General features: G+C 64.2%; 13 protein-coding genes and 1 pseudogene. 5 read left to right on the top strand and 9 right to left on the bottom strand.

Annotated features, from left to right (window positions below):
- Positions 1-55 precede the first annotated feature (55 nt).
- From HUK68_RS09385 to scpA, 9 genes are all read right to left on the bottom strand, one after another.
- Entirely contained in the window at positions 56-808 is a 753-nt protein-coding gene (locus tag HUK68_RS09385; RefSeq protein ID WP_175503959.1) for an enoyl-CoA hydratase, read from the bottom strand.
- Positions 805-1,974 (bottom strand): CaiB/BaiF CoA transferase family protein, encoded by a 1,170-nt coding sequence (locus tag HUK68_RS09390; protein WP_175503960.1) that lies wholly within the window; start codon positions 1,972-1,974, stop codon positions 805-807. The genes HUK68_RS09385 and HUK68_RS09390 overlap by 4 nt, the downstream gene beginning before the upstream one ends.
- A 1-nt stretch (position 1,975) precedes the next feature.
- Positions 1,976-2,953 (bottom strand): Bug family tripartite tricarboxylate transporter substrate binding protein, encoded by a 978-nt coding sequence (locus tag HUK68_RS09395; protein WP_175503961.1) that lies wholly within the window; start codon positions 2,951-2,953, stop codon positions 1,976-1,978.
- Between the two features lie 132 nt (positions 2,954-3,085).
- Positions 3,086-3,979, bottom strand: a complete 894-nt coding sequence (locus HUK68_RS09400; RefSeq protein WP_175503962.1) for a LysR family transcriptional regulator — start codon at positions 3,977-3,979, stop codon at positions 3,086-3,088.
- A complete protein-coding gene (locus HUK68_RS09405; RefSeq protein ID WP_175503963.1) occupies positions 3,976-5,538 on the bottom strand; it encodes a Fic family protein in 1,563 nt (520 codons plus the stop codon). Before HUK68_RS09405 ends, HUK68_RS09400 begins: the two co-directional genes overlap by 4 nt.
- Positions 5,539-5,721: 183 nt before the next feature.
- Positions 5,722-7,782 (bottom strand): acetyl-CoA carboxylase biotin carboxylase subunit, encoded by a 2,061-nt coding sequence (locus HUK68_RS09410; RefSeq protein ID WP_175503964.1) that lies wholly within the window; start codon positions 7,780-7,782, stop codon positions 5,722-5,724.
- A gap of 25 nt (positions 7,783-7,807) precedes the next feature.
- Positions 7,808-9,340 (bottom strand): acyl-CoA carboxylase subunit beta, encoded by a 1,533-nt coding sequence (locus HUK68_RS09415; protein ID WP_175503965.1) that lies wholly within the window; start codon positions 9,338-9,340, stop codon positions 7,808-7,810.
- Between the two features lie 73 nt (positions 9,341-9,413).
- On the bottom strand, positions 9,414-10,442 hold the full coding sequence (gene meaB, locus HUK68_RS09420; RefSeq protein WP_175503966.1) for a methylmalonyl Co-A mutase-associated GTPase MeaB: 1,029 nt from the start codon (positions 10,440-10,442) through the stop codon (positions 9,414-9,416).
- The gene (scpA, locus tag HUK68_RS09425; protein WP_175505792.1) at positions 10,439-12,613 is read right to left on the bottom strand and encodes a methylmalonyl-CoA mutase; all 2,175 of its coding nucleotides are present in this window, start codon (positions 12,611-12,613) and stop codon (positions 10,439-10,441) included. Before scpA ends, meaB begins: the two co-directional genes overlap by 4 nt.
- A gap of 106 nt (positions 12,614-12,719) precedes the next feature.
- Between scpA and HUK68_RS09430 the strand changes: the two genes are divergently transcribed.
- The 5 genes and pseudogenes from HUK68_RS09430 (at position 12,720) to HUK68_RS09450 (ending at position 17,319) form a co-directional block, all read left to right on the top strand.
- Positions 12,720-13,358, top strand: coding sequence for a GntR family transcriptional regulator (locus tag HUK68_RS09430; RefSeq protein ID WP_175505793.1), 639 nt, complete (start codon positions 12,720-12,722; stop codon positions 13,356-13,358).
- A 192-nt stretch (positions 13,359-13,550) separates the two neighbouring features.
- The gene (locus HUK68_RS09435) at positions 13,551-14,570 is read left to right on the top strand and encodes a tyrosine-type recombinase/integrase (RefSeq protein WP_175503967.1); all 1,020 of its coding nucleotides are present in this window, start codon (positions 13,551-13,553) and stop codon (positions 14,568-14,570) included.
- Between the two features lie 190 nt (positions 14,571-14,760).
- On the top strand, positions 14,761-15,690 hold the full coding sequence (locus HUK68_RS09440; RefSeq protein ID WP_175503968.1) for a LysR substrate-binding domain-containing protein: 930 nt from the start codon (positions 14,761-14,763) through the stop codon (positions 15,688-15,690).
- A gap of 222 nt (positions 15,691-15,912) precedes the next feature.
- Positions 15,913-16,137: pseudogene (locus HUK68_RS09445) on the top strand (LysR substrate-binding domain-containing protein); the annotation flags it as partial.
- Between the two features lie 228 nt (positions 16,138-16,365).
- Positions 16,366-17,319 carry a LysR family transcriptional regulator gene (locus HUK68_RS09450; RefSeq protein ID WP_175503969.1) on the top strand — a complete coding sequence of 318 codons (954 nt, stop codon included), beginning with the start codon at positions 16,366-16,368 and terminating at the stop codon, positions 17,317-17,319.
- The last annotated feature ends 6 nt before the right edge of the window (positions 17,320-17,325 follow it).

Genomic DNA, 17,325 nt, shown 5'->3' on the forward strand with positions numbered 1-17,325 from the left:
AAAAAAACCGCCGTTGCGTGTGTGCAGACGGCGGTGGGAAAGTGAATGCAATCTTTCAGCGCTTGAGAAATGTTGCGACACCCTGCTGGAACGCCTCGCTGGCATAGACGTCGCCCACGAGATCGTCATCGTCGAGGTTTTGCTCGACGACAATGCGCCGCAGGCTTTCCTTGATGGCCGCCTGCGTCACGCCCGAGAGCTGCATGAGCCGCTCGGCCAATGCATTGGCGCGCTCGCTCAGTTGCTCGGCCGGGCAGGCTTCATAGATGAAACCGCACGACAGCGCTTCGCTGGTATCGACATATTCGGCCAGCAGCAGCATCTTCTTCACGCGCGGCACGCCCAGCGCGGCCTGCAGGCGCGCGATGTTGCGCGACGACAGCGTGTTGGACAGCGTCTTGGCGATCGGCGCGCCAAAGCGCGAGCCATTGGAGCAGACGCGGAAGTCGCAGGCCGTGGCCAGGGCCAGGCCGCCGCCCACCGCCCAGCCGTCGATCACCGCAATCGTCGGCACCACAATGCGCTCGACGCCATCGATCACGCGTTCGACAAACGCCTCGTACGCAATGCCCTGCCCTGCCGTCTTGAACTCGGCGAAATGCCCGATGTCCGTGCCCGAGATGAAGGACTTGCCGCCCGCGCCGCGAAACAGGATCGCGCGCACCTGCGGGTTGCGCGCGCATTCGGCAATGCGTTCGAGCAGCGACTCGTACATGCCCTGCGTCATCGCGTTGTGGCGCTCGGGCCGGTGGATGGTGATTTCCGCCGCGCCCGTGGGCTGGATGGTGAGTTGGACCAGCTCGCTCATGCCGACAGCGCGTAGATTTCCGCCATGATTTCCTCGTTGTGCTCGCCCAGCAGCGGCGGGTGGCGCCGCACCTGCTGCGGCGTGCCCAGCATCTTCACGGGGAAGCCGATGTTCTTGACCTTGCCTTCGATCGGATGGTCGATCTCCATGCACATCTTGCGGTGCGTGCCATGCTCGCCTTCGAAGGCTTCGGGGTAGGTCAGCAGCGGGCCCGCGGGAATGCCGGCTTCGAGCATGGTGTCGACCCAGTCCTGGCTGTCGCGCTCGGCAAAGCTCTTTTCGATTTCCTCGATCAGCGCTTCGCGGTTTTTCAGGCGCAGCGCCACGGTCGCGTAATCCGCGTGTTCGACCAGGTCCGGGCGCTCGAGCAGCGCACACAGCTTGGCCCAGAGCTTCTGGTTCGTGGCGCCCATGACGAAGTAGCCGTCGCGCGCCTTCACCGCCTGGTAGGGTGCGCTCATCTTGTTGCTGGTGCCCAGCGGCGAAGGCGCGACGCCCGTGCCCCAGTAGTCGGACATGTCCCAGATCGAGAACGCCATGGCCGAATCGAACAGCGAGGCATCGATATGCTGGCCCTTGCCGGTCTTCTGCGCGCCGATGTACGCGGACAGCAGGCCGTAGGTGGCAAACAGCGCGCAGCCGATGTCGGCCACGGGCACGCCGGCCTTGACCGGCTTCTCGCCCTTGTAGCCGGTGACGCTCATCACGCCCGACATGGCCTGCGCCATCAGGTCGAAGCCCGGACGCGTGGCCCAGGGGCCGCTCTGGCCAAACCCGGAAATGCTCACGTAGACGATCTTGGGATTGATCTTGCGGATGGTCTCGTAGTCGATCTTCATGCGCTGCACCGCGCCGGGACGGTAGTTCTCGACGATGACGTCGGCCGTCTCGGCCAGCTTGTAGAAGAACTCGCGGCCTTCGTCGCTCTTGAGGTCCAGCGTCAGCGAGCGCTTGTTGCGGTTCATGTTGAGGAAGCCCATGCTGTCGGGCCCCTTCATCTTGAAGCCCATCGCACCGCGCGTCTGGTCGCCGGTGGGCGGCTCGACCTTGATCACGTCGGCGCCCAGGTCGGCCAGCAGCATGCAGGCAAACGGGCCGGCCATGACCTGGCTCACATCGAGAACGCGGATGCCTTGCAGCGGCAGTGGAGTGGTTTGTTGGCTCATATCAGCTTTCCTCGGTCACTTTGGCGATGCGCACGACCTCGCCCCATTTCTTGTACTCGGTGGCCATGAAGGCCGCGAATTTCTCGACGCTGCCGCCGCCATCCTCGACGCCAAAGCCGTCGAAGCGCGCAATGACGTCGGGCATCGCCAGCACCTTGTTGACATCGGCATTGATGCGCTTGGCCAGGTCCTTGGGCATGTCCTTCGGACCCACCAGCCCGTACCAGCTGGACGCATCAAAGCCCTTGAAGCCCTGCTCGTCCATCGTGACGACTTCGGGGAAGCCCTTGGCGCGGTTCACGCGGGTCTGCGCAATGGCGTTCATCTTCTTGGCCTTGACTTGGGCCGTGGCCGCGGTCATGGTGTCGAAGCTGAAATCGATCTGGCCGCCAATCAGGTCGGTCTGCATGGGACCCGATCCCTTGTACGGCACATGGATGGTCTGCACGCCCGCCGCCATGTTGAACATCTCGGCCGCGAGGTGCTGCACCGAGCCCGTGCCCGACGAGCCGAAGCTGATCTTGCCGGGGTTCTTCTTGCACAGCTCGACCACTTCCTTGACCGAGGCGTAGCTGTTCTTGCTGCTGGTCACCAGCACATGCGGCGTCGCGCCGATCAGCACGATGGGCGCGAAGTCCTTGAGCGGGTCATAGGTGATGCTCTTGAAGATCTGCGGCGAGATCGCGTGGGTGTTGACGTGGGCCATGAGCAGCGTGAGGCCGTCGTGGAAACGCGTCTTGGCGAAATAGTCTGCGGCGAGCGCACCGGTCGCGCCTGGCTTGTTCTCGACGATCACCGAACGGCCCCAGAGCTCGGTGAGCTTCTGGCCGACGATGCGCGCAAACACATCGGTGCCGCCGCCAGGCGCCCAGCCGACGAGGATCTTGATCGGTCCTTTGGGCAGGTCGGCGGCCGAAGCCATGGACCATGGGGCGGCCAGTGCAGCCGTGCTGCCGGCAATGAAGTCGCGACGTTTCATGCTTGTCTCCTAGTTCTGTTTGGCGCAATGCTCGCCGAGCCAGGAGTGGGCCGCAAGACCGCAATCAACATGCCTGGCTTCGTGTTTTGCGAAACCTGACGGCTGATGGTTCAATGAAAACGTAATGGAACCTCAGCTGCTGGCTGGCCGTAACAGTTCGGCAACCACATTGCGCAGCGTCTGCTCCTGCGCCCGGCCTGCGACGCTGGACAGCACGTAGGAGCGGTGATGCCAGTCGCCGGCCAGTTCCACGCGGCCGATGCCTGGCTCGGGATGCAGGCTGTCCAGCACGGCCGGCGGCATCAGCCCCACGCCCAGGCCGTGGCGCACCAGGGCCAGCATGGTGTCGAAGCCACTCACCGTGAACTGCCGTCCTAGCGCGCGGCCGCGGCTTTGCTGCAGCCGCTGCAGGCTGGCGAGGACGGCCGAGCCCTGACCCAGGCTCACCAGTGGGCAGTCGAGCAGTTGATCAGCTTCAAGCGGCGCCCGGCCGAAGCTGAAATGCGCATGGCTGTACACCGCGACCAGTTCGCCACTGCGGTAATCGAACTTCTCCATGTCGATAAAGCCGCTCTTCTTCTCGTAGATGCCGATGTCGATCACCTTGTCGCGCAGCAGCTGCTGGATGATCTTGCTGTTCTCTTCGATGATCTGCAGCGTGATATGAGGATATTTCTGCTGCACCCGTGCCATATCGCGCGCCAGGAACTCGATGATCGCCGCCTTGGGCGCGCCGATGATGATGCGCCCGTCCTGCCCTTCGCGCATCGCATGTGCATCATCGCCCAGGCGCGCAATGAGGCTGTCGATCTGCCGGATATGCGCCAGCAGCTTGGTGCCCGACTCGGTGACCTTGACCCCATGCGGCACGCGCTTGAACAGCGGCGTGCCCAGCTGGCGCTCCAGATCGGTCAGCCGCTTGGAGGCTGCGGCCACGGCCAGCTGCAATTTGTCGGCCGCGCGCGAGATGCTGCCTTCCTCGGCGACGGCCAGGGCCAACTGGACCGTGAGAGTGTCGATCTTCATGCTTTTGCGCCTGGCTGGCGCACGAATGCGTCGCGAACCGCGCTCACCACCTCTGCATGCAGGTGGAACAGCCGCCCGCCTTGCGCGAACAGCATGGGCCATTCGCGCGCCAGCTTGCCACTGACGGTCCACTGGCTGGCCTTGAGTGAACGGATGATGCGGTCGGCATCGGCATCCGGCATCTCGACCACTTCCTTGATCGCCGCGCGCGCCGCGTCGTTGGTGCGCAGTGCTTCGGCCTCGTCGGCCATTTCATGCTCCACGGTTTCTCGCAACAGGCCGCTGAGGTAATGCACCTTCTCGGTCAGATCGATATAGCGCCAGGCGTGCAGCGCGTCGGCCGCTGCGGGGAACTCCAGGTTGCTGCTCACGCCGTCAGGATAGGTCTGCTCCTCGCCGAAGCGGTACTCGTCGGCATAACGCCGCATCAGGGGACGCGAGAAACCCTCCAGTGCCTTGTCGTACTCGGCCAGCCCCCGGGCCGAGCCAGCGATGGTGGCGGAGACCGGAATGATGATGTGCGCTGGCGTGGCGCCATCTTCGGCCAGCAGGTGATTGATCAGAAAGCGATGCACTCGCCCGTTGCCATCCGACAGCGGGTGCAGGTAGACGAAGGCAAAGGACACCGCCGCGGCGCGCACCACCGGATTGCAGCCCTTGATTTTCTCGTCGAAGACCAGCAATCCCTCCAGCATGGGCAGCACATCAGGGCCCATGGGCGCGATGTAGTGCACGACCTCCTTGAATCCGGTCTGCCCGACGAACACCGGCGACGAGCGTACTCCCAGCCGCAGCGCATTTTCTCCCAGGATGGAGCGCTGCAGGAGCTGCAGATTCTGCATGAAAAGCGGCTTGGCCATCTTGCCGCTGTGCTCCTGAATCGCCGCGGCGAAGCGCCTGACCCGGTCCTTGTTGTCGTCTTCGTGCTCGATGGCAAAACTGGCGCGCGACTCCTTGAACGTCAGCCACGCTGCCGATCGCATCAGCAAGTCCTTGCCATAGGTGTTATCGAGTTTCTCGACCCCTGCCGCCACGTCATAGATCCAGCCCCGGTCCGCCACCGGGCCCAGGTAGACCAGCGGGCAGTAGCGGGCATCGCCCGGCATGTTGTCCCGGACCTTCCAGCGCTTGCTGTTGTGCGATTTGCTGGCGCAGAGGTAGTCGCGGGAAGGCAACGCGTCTACATAGGGGACGTTTTGCGGGGTGTCGGGCACATCCAGCGTCAGGCCGGTGAACCATTCGTAGAAAAAGCCGCAGCGCCTGGCGTACTGGCCCGTCGGTGCGTCCCGAACCCAGGCTTGCACCTCTTGCGGTTCGATGACGGCAAACAAGCGCGAGAAAAACTCGAAATTCATGCGCTCGTATTTGAGGCCGAATTCGAAATGGCCACGCAAGTCATCCTGGGGCATGTATGAGGCGGGCCAGAAGCGATGTTCGACATCGGCTTCCATGAGACTTCTGCGCTCCGTCCCGAGCCGGCTTTGCGTGAGCAGCGGTTGAATGAGGCGGATGGCGTACCGGTCAGCGAGCTTTTGAAAGCCCAGGAAGTTAGTGCTCATCCGCCTATTTCACTATATTTAAAGTGAAAACAATAGAATTTTCTGAATTTCTCGCGAAAATGCTATGGCCTGGTGCAGTAGCGACCCGTCCTGGGCTGTTCGCCGGGCGCTGGCCCCGACGAGAGGCAGGAGTTGTCGTTCTGCAGGCGTGCCATCCTTGACCAGCCCAGGACCGCAGCGGAATCAGACGAAATCCAGTATCACCTCGTCCACCGCCAGCGAATCCCCCTTGCTGGCGCTGATCTTGCCCACGACGCCATCCTGCGTCGCGAACAGGATGTTCTCCATCTTCATGGCTTCGATCACCGCGAGCTTTTCGCCGGCCTGGACTTTCTGGCCGGGCTGCACCGCGATGTCGATCAGTAGACCGGGCATGGGCGACAGCAGGAACTTGGAGAGATCCGGCGGCGCCTTGTACGGCATCAGCTGGTACAGTTCGGCTCCGCGCGGCGACAGCACCAGCGCGTCGATCTGCGCGCCGTTGTGCGCGATGCGCAGGGCCAGCGGGTTCTTGCCCGTGCCGCGTTCGATCTGCACGGTGAACGGCTTGCCGTTGGCCAGGCCTTCGATGCGCACATCGCGCAGATGGCTGGCGCTGCTGATCTCGTAGGTCTTGTCGCCGCCTTCGCCCTGCACGGTGACCTTGCTCGCATGGCGCGCCAGATCGAAATCCTCCACGCGCACCGGCGTGTGCTGGTTGCGGCCTTCGGCGCCCAGCGTCACGACGGTGTACTGCAGGCCGAGCTGCACCTCGTGGCCCTGCATCTGGCCGGTGATGGTCGAGGCGCGCTCGCGGTAGCGGCGGTTCATGTAGGCCGCCAGGGCCACCAGGAACTGCGGGTCGCTGTGCGGCACGTCCTCGGCATGGAAGCCGCCCGCGTAGTGCTCGGCGATGAAGCCGGTGTTGAAGTCGCCGGCGATGAAACTGGGGTGCGCGAGCAGCGCGGCCTGGAACGGGATGTTCGAGCTGATACCGCGGATCACGAAGCCGTTGAGCGCCTCGCGCATCTTGGCAATCGCGTCGTTGCGGTCCTTGCCGTGCACGATCAGCTTGGCGATCATCGAGTCGTAGAACATCGGGATCTCGCCGCCTTCGTAGACGCCGGTATCGATGCGCACGCCCTGCAGGTGCTCGGTGTCGCCCTGCCACATGGTCTGCTCGGGCGGCTGAAAGCGCACCAGCCGGCCCGTGGAGGGCAGGAAGTTGCGGAACGGGTCCTCGGCGTTGATGCGGCACTCGATGGCCCAGCCATCGCGGCGCACATCGGCTTGCGTGAAGGACAGCTTCTCGCCCGCGGCCACGCGAATCATCTGCTCGACCAGGTCCAGCCCGGTGATGGCCTCGGTGACCGGATGCTCGACCTGCAGCCGGGTATTCATCTCGAGGAAGTAGAACGACTGGTCCTTGCCGACCACGAACTCCACCGTGCCCGCGCTCTGGTACTGCACGGCCTTGGCCAGCGCCACGGCCTGGGCGCCCATCGCGGCGCGCGTCTCCTCGGAGATGAAGGGCGACGGCGCCTCCTCGATCACCTTCTGGTGGCGGCGCTGGATGGAGCACTCGCGCTCGTTGAGGAACACCACGTTGCCATGCGCATCGCCCAGCACCTGGATCTCGATGTGGCGCGGCTCCTCGACAAACTTCTCGATGAACACGCGGTCGTCGCCAAAGCTGTTGCGCGCCTCGTTCTGGCAGCTCGCAAAGCCCTCGAACGCTTCCTTGTCGTTGAACGCCACGCGCAGGCCCTTGCCGCCGCCGCCGGCGCTGGCCTTGATCATCACCGGATACCCGATGCCGCGCGCGATCTCGACAGCCTGCTCGGGGCCCGAAATCGCGTCGTTATAGCCGGGGATGGTGTTGACCTTGGCTTCGGCGGCCAGCTTCTTCGAGGCGATCTTGTCGCCCATGGCAGCGATCGCGTGGTGCTTGGGGCCGATGAAGGCGATGCCCTCTTCCTCGACACGGCGCGCAAAGGCTTCGTTTTCGCTCAGAAAGCCATAACCGGGGTGCACGGCCTGGGCGCCGGTCTGCTTGCAGGCGGCAATGATCTTGTCGGCCAGCAGATACGACTCGCGGCTGGGCGCGGCGCCGATGTGCACGGCCTCGTCGGCCAGCTGCACGTGGCGCGCGTCCTTGTCGGCATCGGAATAGACGGCCACGGTGGCAATGCCCATCTTGCGGGCGGTGGCGATGACGCGGCAGGCAATCTCGCCGCGGTTGGCAATCAGAATCTTGGTGAACATGGGATGTTTCCTGGCGCGGTGGACTTCAGAGCGGGATGTTGCCGTGCTTGCGCCACGGGTTCTCGAGCTGCTTGTTCTGCAGCATGGTCAGGCTGCGGCAGATGCGCTTGCGGGTTTCGTGCGGCAGGATCACGTCGTCGATGAAGCCGCGCGCGCCGGCCACGAACGGATTGGCAAAGCGCGCCTTGTATTCGGCTTCGCGCGCGGCAAGCTTCGCAGGGTCGTTCTTGTCTTCGCGGAAGATGATCTCCACCGCGCCCTTGGCGCCCATCACCGCGATCTCGGCCTGCGGCCAGGCCAGGTTCACGTCGCCGCGCAGGTGCTTGGAGGCCATCACGTCATACGCGCCGCCGTAAGCCTTGCGTGTGATGATGGTGATCTTGGGCACCGTGGCTTCGGCATAGGCGTACAGCAGCTTCGCGCCGTGCTTGATGATGCCGCCGTATTCCTGGCTGGTGCCGGGCATGAAGCCGGGCACGTCGACAAAGGTCAGCACCGGGATGTTGAACGCGTCGCAGAAACGCACGAAGCGCGCGGCCTTGATCGAGCTCTTGATGTCCAGGCAGCCGGCGAGCACCAGCGGCTGGTTGGCGACAATGCCCACGGTCTGGCCGGCCATGCGCGCAAAGCCGATCAGGATGTTCTTCGCGTAGTCGGGCTGCAGTTCGAAGAAGTCGCCATCGTCGACGGTCTTGGCGATCAGCTCCTTCATGTCGTAGGGCTTGTTCGGGTTCTCGGGCACCAGCGTGTCGAGCGACAGGTCGGCGCGGTCCGAGGGGTCGCTGGTGGTGCGCAGCGGCGCCTTCTCGCGGTTGTTCAGCGGCAGGTAGTTGTAGAGGCGGCGCAGCATCATCAGCGCCTCGACATCGTTGTCGAACGCCATGTCGGCGACGCCGCTCCTGGTGGTGTGCGTCATCGCGCCGCCCAACTCCTCGGCCGTGACTTCCTCGTGCGTGACGGTCTTGACCACTTCGGGGCCGGTCACGAACATGTACGACGAGTCCTTGACCATGAAGATGAAATCGGTCATCGCCGGCGAATACACCGCGCCGCCCGCGCAAGGGCCCATGATCATGCTGATCTGCGGCACCACGCCGCTCGCCAGCACGTTCTTCTGGAACACGTCGGCATAGCCGCCCAGGCTGGCCACGCCCTCCTGGATGCGCGCGCCGCCCGAGTCGTTGAGGCCGATCACGGGCGCGCCGACCTTCATCGCCTGGTCCATGACCTTGCAGATCTTCTCGGCATGGGTTTCACTCAAAGCGCCGCCAAACACCGTGAAGTCCTGGCTGAAGACAAACACCAGCCGACCGTTGATCATGCCGTAGCCGGTCACCACGCCGTCGCCCGGGATCTTGTTGTCCTGCATGCCGAAGTCGGTGCAGCGGTGCTCGACGAACATGTCCCATTCCTCGAAGGTGCCGTCGTCGAGCAGCAGTTCGATGCGCTCGCGGGCCGTCAGCTTGCCTTTCTTGTGCTGCGCGTCGATGCGCTTTTGTCCACCGCCCAATCGCGCCAGCTCGCGCTGCTTCTCAAGTCGCTCCAGAATGTCCTGCATGATGCCTGTCTTTCTTTCTGAGTCATGGCGCGGGCCCCAAGGCTGCGCTTCTTTGGAATCGGTCACTGCGCGCCTATTGTGGCGCGCCGGGAAATGACGGTTGCGACTGTGCGGCCAGCAACTGGCGCGCCGCGGTCGATGCGGGCAGACGGCCTTCGGTCACGGCGGCAAGGGTCTGCGGCAGCAGCGCCTGCACCTGCGGATGCTGGCGGAAGGCCAGTTTCAGCCCGGCATCGATGCGTTCCCACATCCATGCCAGTGCCTGTTTCTCGCGCCGCGCCGCCAGGCGGCCGTTGGCCGTCTGCATCTCGCGGAACTTGCCCACGGCCTGCCAGAAGGCTTCGACGCCCTGGCCCAGCAGCGCGCTGATCTGCAGCACGCGCGGCTGCCAGAGCGCGCCATGCGTGGCGTGGTCGGGATTGCCATGCATGCCCAGCAGGCGCAGGCTCGAGGTGATCTGCGCCTCGGCGCGCGTGGCCGCGTTCTTGTCGATGTCGGCCTTGTTGATGACCACCAGGTCGGCGAGCTCCATCACGCCCTTCTTGATCGCCTGCAGGTCGTCGCCCGCGTTGGGCAACTGCAGCAGCACGAACATGTCCGTCATGCCGTTCACGGCGGTCTCGCTCTGGCCCACGCCCACGGTCTCGACGATCACGACGTCATAGCCCGCGGCTTCGCAGACCAGCATCGCCTCGCGGGTCTTCTCGGCCACGCCGCCCAGCGTGCCGCTCGACGGACTCGGCCGGATATAGGCCTGGGGATGCACCGACAGATGCTCCATGCGCGTCTTGTCGCCGAGGATCGAGCCGCCCGAGACCGACGACGACGGGTCGATGGCCAGCACGGCGACGCGCAGGCCCTGGCTGATCAGGTACAGGCCCAGCGTCTCGATGAAGGTCGACTTGCCCACGCCCGGCACACCGCTGATGCCCAGGCGGAAGGCCTTGCCGGTGTGCGGCAGCATCGCGGTCAGCAAGGCATCGGCTTGCAGGCGATGGTCGGCGCGCGTCGACTCCAGCAGCGTGATGGCCTTGGCCACCGCGCGGCGCTGGACTGCCGGCTCGCCCTGCAGGATGCCTTCGAGCAGCTGCGCTGGTGTCATGCGGCAGCGGCCTTGCGGATCTGCTCGAGCACGTCCTTGGCGCTGGCGGGAATCGGCGTGCCGGGACCATAGACGCCCTTGACGCCCGACTGGAACAGGAATTCATAGTCCTGCGCGGGCACCACGCCGCCGACAAACACGATGATGTCGTCGGCGCCCTGCTTCTTCAGCTCGGCAATGATGGCCGGCACCAGGGTCTTGTGGCCGGCTGCCAGCGTCGACACGCCCACCGCGTGCACGTCGTTCTCGATGGCTTGGCGCGCGCATTCCTCGGGCGTCTGGAACAGCGGCCCCATGTCGACGTCGAAGCCCAGGTCGGCAAATGCCGTGGCCACGACCTTGGCGCCGCGGTCATGACCGTCCTGGCCCAGCTTGGCGATCATCACGCGCGGGCGGCGGCCGAGTTCGTCGGACAGTGCGTTGATCTCGGCCTTGAGCTTGTCCCAGCCTTCGGCCGAGTCGTAGGCCGCGGCGTAGACGCCCGTGACCTTTTGCGTATCGGCGCGGTGGCGGCTGTAGACCTTCTCGAGCGCATCGCTGACTTCGCCCACCGTGGCACGCAGGCGCACTGCCTTGATCGCCAGGTCGAGCAGGTTGCCTTCGCCGCTCTCGGCGGCCGCCGTGAGTGCGTCGAGCGCCTGCTGCACCGCGGCCGGATCGCGCTCCTGCCGGATCTTCTTCAGGCGCTCAATCTGGCCGTCGCGCACCTTGACGTTGTCGATCTCCAGGATGTCGATCGGATCTTCCTTGGCCAGCTTGTACTTGTTGACGCCGACGATCACGTCCTTGCCCGAATCGATGCGCGCCTGCTTCTCGGCCGCCGCGGCCTCGATCTTGAGCTTGGCCCAGCCGCTGTCCACGGCCTGCGTCATGCCGCCCATGGCCTCGACTTCCTCGATGATGGCCCAGGCGGCATCGGCCATGTCCTGCGTCAGCTTCTCCATCATGTACGAGCCGGCCCAGGGATCGATCACGCTGGGAATATGCGTTTCTTCCTGGATGATGAGCTGGGTGTTGCGGGCAATTCGCGCCGAGAACTCGGTGGGCAGCGCAATGGCCTCGTCGAAGCTGTTGGTGTGCAGCGACTGCGTGCCGCCAAACACCGCGGCCATGGCCTCGATGGTGGTGCGCACCACGTTGTTGTACGGATCCTGCTCGGTCAGCGACCAGCCCGAGGTCTGGCAATGCGTGCGCAGCATCAGGCTCTTGGGGTTCTTGGCGCCGAACTCCGTCATGATGCGGCACCACAGCAGGCGCGCGGCGCGCATCTTGGCGATTTCCAGGTAGAAATTCATGCCGATCGCCCAGAAGAAGGACAAGCGGCCCGCGAACGCGTCGACATCCATGCCCTTGGCGGTGGCGGTCTTCACATATTCCTTGCCATCGGCCAGCGTGAAGGCCAGCTCGAGCGCCTGGTTCGCGCCGGCTTCCTGCATGTGGTAGCCCGAGATCGAGATCGAGTTGAACTTGGGCATGTTCAGGCTCGTGTACTCGATGATGTCGCCGATGATGCGCATCGACGGCTTGGGCGGGTAGATGTAGGTGTTGCGCACCATGAACTCTTTGAGGATGTCGTTCTGGATCGTGCCCGAGAGCTGATCCTGGCGTACGCCCTGCTCCTCGGCCGCCACGACATAGCCGGCCAGCACCGGCAGCACCGCGCCGTTCATGGTCATCGAGACCGACACCTTGTCGAGCGGAATCTGGTCGAACAACACCTTCATGTCTTCGACCGAGTCGATGGCCACGCCGGCCTTGCCGACATCGCCAGTCACACGCGGATGGTCGGAGTCGTAGCCGCGGTGTGTGGCCAGGTCGAACGCCACCGAGACGCCCTGCCCGCCCGCTGCCAATGCCTTGCGGTAAAACGCATTCGATTCCTCGGCGGTGGAGAAGCCCGCATACTGGCGAATGGTCCAGGGACGCACGGCATACATCGTGGCCTGCGGGCCGCGCACATAGGGCGCGAAGCCGGGCAAGGTATTGGCGTGCGGCAGCTCGGCGGTATCGGCCGCGGTGTAAAGCGGCTTGACGGTGATGCCGTCGGGCGTGATCCAGTTCAGGGCCTCGATATCGCCGCCGGGCGCCGATTTGGCCGCAGCCTTGGCCCAGGCATTCAGGTCTGTGGGCGCCGCTCCGGATTCAGCGGCATTTGCCACGCTTTGGCGCATATCGTTAGGCTTGTCCATCGGTGAGACCACGGTAGGTTATGACCAAATGAGTGTACATGATTCATAATTATTGATTCAAAATAATCCAGGCTACAATCCAACATTCATGTCAGTGATTACCCTAGCCCCTTCCGCGCTCTACCAACAGGTTGCCGAACAACTGCGCCTGCGCATCTTCCAGCATGTGCTCGAGCCCGGCACCTGGATCGACGAGTTGAAGATTGCCGAGGAGCTCGGCATCAGCCGCACGCCGCTGCGCGAGGCGCTGAAGGTGCTCGCGGCAGAAGGACTGGTCACGATGAAGGTGCGCCGCGGCGCCTATGTGACGGAAGTCTCCACCAAGGACGTGCACGATGTCTACCATCTGCTGGCACTGTTGGAGAGCGACGCCGCTGCCGTGGTGGCATCGTCCGCTACAGAGGCCGAACTCGCCGAATTGCAGGCGCTGCACGAGGAACTGGTGCGCCACAAGGACGACGCCCAGCAGTTCTTTGCCGTCAACGAACGTTTTCACATGCGGCTGTTGGCTTTGGCAAACAACCGCTGGTCGGATCAGGTCGTAGCCGACCTGCGCAAGGTGATGAAGCTCAATCGGCACAAATCGCTGTTCCGCCAGGGGCGCATCGATGAATCGCTGCATGAGCATGCCCTCATCGTGCAAGCCTTGCAGTCCCGCGAGCCCGAACGCGCGCGCCAGGCGATGCAGCAGCATTTTGCAAACGGGCTCGCGGCGGCGGTGGTTTGACCCTCGGGGTTCCCGAGTCTGTTTGTGCTGAGCCTGTCGAAGAACGGGACAGGTGTTGATTTCGAGCTATTACACCCTTCGACAGGCTCAGGGTGAGCGGGATCCGCTTCCCCGGTCGTGCCCTGTTTGCGATCCAGTGCAACAATGCACACGCGTTTTGCTTTTACCCGCATTCCCCGGATGCGGCGCTCCATGTCCACACCTGCCCTACCCCAGCCTTCTACCGAAATTCCCAATGCCGACGGGCTGTTCGAGCACTGGCTTCGCGCGCGCGGGAACGATGCCTGGACCCCGCTGACGGCCGAGGCCGCCAAGCCCTATCGCTTCATCTGGGGCGCATGGAGCAAATACCTGCTGACGCAGCGCATGCCCGCCGTTGAATGGCAGCATGCCAGTGCGGTCGAGGTGCTGCATTTCATCAATCACATCCCGCAGACCGCCAAAGGCCGCAAGGTCAGCGACATCACGCGCCGGCGCTATTGGCGCGTGCTCGATCGCATCTACGACCACGCGCTGTTCAATGGCTGGGTCGCGGCCAATCCCGTGCATGCCGTGGCCAGCGCCGAGCGCCCGCCCAGCGAAGATCCCAAGGGCGCGATTCTTTCGGACGCCATGTGGCAGGCCGGCATTGCGCACATTCCGCCGGGCGATGACCTGGTGGGCGCGCGCGACCGCGCGGTGCTGATGCTGCTGTTCGAGCTGGGCCTGGCACCCGAAGAACTGCGCTCGCTGCGCGTCGACAGCATTCTCTACAGCGATCCCCCACCGGGCAGCCAGGAGGAAAAGCAGATCATCGGCGTTCATGTCGAAGGCCTGCGCGACAACCAGCAGCGCAAGCTGGCCATCAGCACTCCGCTGGCCGGCGGTCTGGCGCACTGGCTGCGCGCGCGTGCGCAATATCCCGCCATGCAGGGTGAACCGTCGCTGTTTTGCTCGCGCAAAGCGCGCACGCTTTCAAACCATACCCTGCTGCACCTGGTCACCAAGACGCTTGCCGAGGCGGCGCAGTCCGCGGGCTTGCCGACGCCTGCCCGCCTCGGGCCGCAGATCGTGCGCAACACGGCCATCGTGCGCTGGCTCAATGCCGGAATGTCCTTGAACGATGTGGTGGAACGTGCCGGATTGAAGAACGTCAACGGCTTGCTGCATCTGCGCGACCTGGTTTCCGAGGAAGCGCGCACCGCACTTTCGCAACGCGCACGCAGTTTCTGAGGGGCCGGAGGCCGGAAACGCCCTCTTTTCATGCTTAACAGGAGAAATCCCCAACATTCCTAGATTTTTTCTATTTGCGAAATCATGTAAGCTGGATTCATAAACTGGATCGCTGCATGCCCATACCATTGCGCTGGCGCTCGATCATCTATGGCCTAATTCCTGCACCACGTTCCATCCGTTCAGAACCATGCGCCGCGCCATCCCCTCCACCCAAGCCCTGGCCTGCTTCGAGGCATGCGCACGCCACCAAAGCTATACCCGGGCGGCGCAGGAACTGGCACTCACCCAGAGCGCGGTATCGCGCCAGATCATTGCGCTGGAAGACTTCGTCGGCGTGTCGCTCTTTCGCCGCACGCGCCATGGCATGGAGCTCACCCCTGCCGGACAGACCTATGCGCGCAAGGTGCGCGGCTGGCTGCAGGGTCTGGAGCGCGACACGCTGGACATCATGGCGCGTCAGGGCGAAGGCGGCGCGCTGAGCCTGGCGGCCGTGCCGACCTTTGCCACGCGCTGGCTGCTGCCGCGCCTGCCCTCCCTGGCCAAGGAGCATCCAGGCATCACCGTGCATATCGACACGCAGACCCGCCCTTTCCTGTTTGCCGATACCGGTTTCGATGCCGCGCTGTATGCCGGCACGCCCGAGCAGGTGAGCCAGTGGCCGGGTATCCAGGCGCAGTGGTTGATGGATGAACAGGTCGTGCCGATGTGCAGCCCTGCCCTGCTGGCCCAGGCGGCGCAGCGCGGCCTCGGACGGGCCTGGCAGACCGTGCCGCCCGAAACCATTGCCCAGTTGCCGCTTCTGCAGCAGAGCACCCGCCCCTATGGCTGGCAACAGTGGTTCCAGGCCGCAGGCTTGGCGCCGGCGCGTGCATTGGACGGTCCACGCTACGAGCTTTTCTCCATGCTGGCCATGGCGGCAACGCATGGCATGGGCGTCGCGCTGATTCCGCCCATGCTGGTCGAAGCCGAACTGGCGCGCGGCGACCTGGTGGTCGCGTGCTCGCTGTCGCTGCGGCGCGAGCGCAGCTATTACCTGATCACGCCCGCGCAGCCAGCGTCGGCGGTGCTGCAGGCGTTTTCGGACTGGTTGCAGCGCGAGGCTGCACAGGCGCAGTAGCTCGAGCGGTACGTATGAGGGCGGACGTCCATCCTTCGACAGGCTCAGGACGGACGGCATGGGCCTGCTCAGAACGAACGGCATGGGCCTGCTAAGAACGGACGGGCTGGGCGTACTCCGGACCAGGAGGTCTTCAAGCAGTTCCTGCTAATAAGCAAATGAGGATTCAGTATTTCCCAAACGCATGTCAAATGCGTCATCATTCGGTTTTTGCATAATTCGCTTTTCTCCATGCTGGCCATGGCGGCAACGCATGGCATGGGCGTCGCGCTGATTCCGCCCATGCTGGTCGAAGCCGAACTGGCGCGCGGCGACCTGGTGGTCGCGTGCTCGCTGTCGCTGCGGCGCGAGCGCAGCTATTACCTGATCACGCCCGCGCAGCCAGCGTCGGCGGTGCTGCAGGCGTTTTCGGACTGGTTGCAGCGCGAGGCTGCACAGGCGCAGTAGCTCGAGCGGTACGTATGAGGGCGGACGTCCATCCTTCGACAGGCTCAGGACGGACGGCATGGGCCTGCTCAGAACGAACGGCATGGGCCTGCTAAGAACGGACGGGCTGGGCGTACTCCGGACCAGGAGGTCTTCAAGCAGTTCCTGCTAATAAGCAAATGAGGATTCAGTATTTCCCAAACGCATGTCAAATGCGTCATCATTCGGTTTTTGCATAATTCGCCACGCATGGACATTCGCCAGCTTGAAGCCTTTGTTGCGGTCATGACGATTGGCAGCATCACGGGTGCTGCCAAGCTGCTTGCGCGCTCGCAACCCGCGATCTCGCGGCAGATCCAGGATCTGGAGCTGGACCTGGGCGAAGCGCTGCTGCACCGCAACGGCCCCAAGGTCACGCCGACCGAACTGGGCTATGTGCTGTATGAGGAAGCCGAGCGCATCGTCAATGGCGTGCGGCGCATCCAGCAGCAGGCGCGGCGCACGGCCGCGGTGCCCAGCGCGCCGCTGCTGATCTCCGCGACTTCGGCGCTGTCGCTGGGCGTCGTAGCGCCGGCGCTGGCCCAGTGCGGCGAGGCGCTGGAAGGCCACAAGATCGAATTGCTATCGATGCGGCCGGAGAAGGTCGTGAGCGATGTGCAGCATGGACTGGCCGATGTCGGCGTCTGCAGCCTGCCGCTGGACCACCAGCAGATCTGCGTGCACTGGATCGCCGAAGTGCCCTGCATGGCCGTCGTGCCCGAAAGCCACCCACTGGCCGCGCTGGATGTGGTGCCCATCGAGGCACTGGCGCGCGAGCGCGTGGTGGGCATGCACAATCCGCACCGGCTCAAGCAGCATATCGATTCCGCGCTGCACCAGGCCGGCGCACCCGCCTTGCATTCCGATGTGGAGACCAATTCCTCGATGAATGCCCAGGCCCTCGTGCGCGCCGGGCTTGGCGTGGCGATTCTCGACCCCGTCACGCTGCTGGGTGCGCCGCTGCAAGGCCTGAGCTACCGCGCGCTAGACGTGCACATTCCATTTCACTTTGGCGCGATCAGCGTCCAGGGGAAAAACCTTTGCGCACCCGCCTTGCTTTTGCTTGAAGCGCTGCGCCGACACGCTGCCGCGCTCGATGGTTGCCGCATGCATGACGCCCAGGCCATGGCCGGCGTCTGCCTTTCACCGATTTCAATGCCTTAGACAAGC

It is taken from the genome of Comamonas antarctica, assembly GCF_013363755.1.
Lineage (GTDB): Bacteria > Pseudomonadota > Gammaproteobacteria > Burkholderiales > Burkholderiaceae_C > Comamonas > Comamonas antarctica.